Source organism: Oleiphilus sp. HI0043 (assembly GCF_001634935.1).
The window spans coordinates 1-1,547 of sequence record NZ_LWEY01001070.1; the positions used below are offsets into that span (position 1 = coordinate 1).

Annotated in this window: 5 protein-coding genes; 1 reads left to right on the forward strand and 4 read right to left on the reverse strand. The window is 43.6% G+C overall.

All coding sequences use genetic code 11. The features are described 5' to 3' along the window. A partial coding sequence (locus tag A3729_RS32975; RefSeq protein ID WP_197475813.1) for a hypothetical protein occupies nt 1–184 on the forward strand: 184 nt, incomplete at its 5' end. Nucleotides 185–201: 17 nt separating this feature from the next. On the opposite strand, the gene A3729_RS11800 is transcribed toward A3729_RS32975, so the two are convergent. The 4 genes from A3729_RS11800 to A3729_RS11810 form a co-directional block, all read right to left on the reverse strand. Further along, entirely contained in the window at nt 202–435 is a 234-nt protein-coding gene (locus A3729_RS11800; protein ID WP_197469623.1) for a YacL family protein, read from the reverse strand. 14 nt (nt 436–449) lie between these two features. Then, nucleotides 450–575 carry a YacL family protein gene (locus A3729_RS34250; RefSeq protein WP_197469622.1) on the reverse strand — a complete coding sequence of 42 codons (126 nt, stop codon included), beginning with the start codon at nt 573–575 and terminating at the stop codon, nt 450–452. 20 nt (nt 576–595) lie between these two features. After that, nucleotides 596–1,345, reverse strand: a complete 750-nt coding sequence (locus A3729_RS11805) for a chemotaxis protein CheX (protein WP_068633895.1) — start codon at nt 1,343–1,345, stop codon at nt 596–598. Nucleotides 1,346–1,348: 3 nt separating this feature from the next. Continuing rightward, nucleotides 1,349–1,547, reverse strand: a 199-nt coding sequence (locus A3729_RS11810) for a hypothetical protein (protein ID WP_197475814.1), incomplete at its 5' end; no start/stop codon positions are given.

Consider the following 1,547-nt stretch of genomic DNA (forward strand, 5'->3'; position numbering starts at 1 on the left):
TGCGGATGAGTGGCTCGCGGCGAGTGAGCACCATAAAGGCAGTTGGTGGACACATTGGAACGACTGGCTCCAGCCCTATAAAGGCGAAGAGATCGAAGCTCGTTTGCCCGAAGCAGGAAAGCTTGAAGTCTTATGTGATGCCCCTGGTACCTATGTAAAACGTAAGCTTGGTGTGATGAACTGATAGAAGAAACTATCGTTCTAGGGCAGGCTTTTGTTTTTAATAAAACGCTGCCATTCTAGCAAGGCTTGTTGGAAGTCAAGTAAACCACATTCTGCCTGGAGCTCCTGGTCATATAATTCTGTATTTTCAGGAAGCTCTTCGTAGACCTCATAACCGAGAGCGTTCGCAAGAACTTCTGCTCCCACTTTGTCTAACCTGAGTTGAAATTCAGAGCCTTGAAAGTGGTATTGAGTGATTTGTCCTTTTTCCACTTTGTCTATTATTGTTAAACCTCGTCAATTGCGACGATAGTCTTTAGCTCCATATTGAAGTAAGTAGCGATAGCTTCATGGCCGCTAGAAAATAGGGCTTGCGGCTGGGAACTCTCATCAAACAAAAACTCGTAATCCAATTTTGGCCTCTGTTGTTTGATTAAAACATTTCCAAATCACCATCTTCAACCAGGTGCTCTACAATTTGATCGTTTTCAGTAAACTTTTCAGGTGACCAGCTAAGGTTGAAGATAAGGCGTTGATAGATGGTGATTTCATCAAAGCGGAATTTAGGGTCGATCAGCTTAAACTTAAAGCATAGTTGAGGCTCGGTTGAACCAAAGGACATATGTTTTTGAGAGTGGTTTACCAGCGTTGGGACATAAATACGATTGCCTTCTAAACTCTCAACGGAAGAGAAGTAGCAAGAGCGTGCTTTACCCCAAATCAGGTTGGTGGCTTCGTTGAGAATCGAGTTAATATCATTGCGATTCGGACGCATTGAATGAATGGCAGTTGCGTCAGAGCGAATTAAATCAGTGATTTCCTTTTCAGTGGTCTGCAGCATCATATAACCACGGCACCAGTCACTTTCCAAAGGAATCAGTGTGAACAATTCACCATAGATTAATTGGTCTTTTACCAGGTAGGGGTAATCACAATGAACTTTTACCCCGGGGATCAGGCTTTCAAATACTTGAGTAGAGATCTCCTGAAAGCCCTTGGCCAACTCCAGAGGGTAATACATGCTACAAATATACTCGTTGATCAAACCGTTAAGTTGGTCAATGTTGTTGTTTTCATAGCTGCCAGCAATCGCTTGAAGGACTTCAGGAGAAAGTTCTTTACGCGTTACTCTGCGTAAAAATATCGGTAGTTCAGGACGTTTGCGGTGAATCTGGAGGCACAAATCTCAACCACTTACGCCACTACTATCAGGCGCTTCGGTCAGGAATACACTGCCCAGGTCGAGATTTGACGACAGGACTTCGTCAAACTCACTCGACGCCCCTTCGAGACCGATATGGTCGTCCTCGGTTTTGACTCTTAAACCAACCAAATTATTTTCAATGCAAACATCTTTTAACAAGGTCAATGACGTTTTTTCGAAC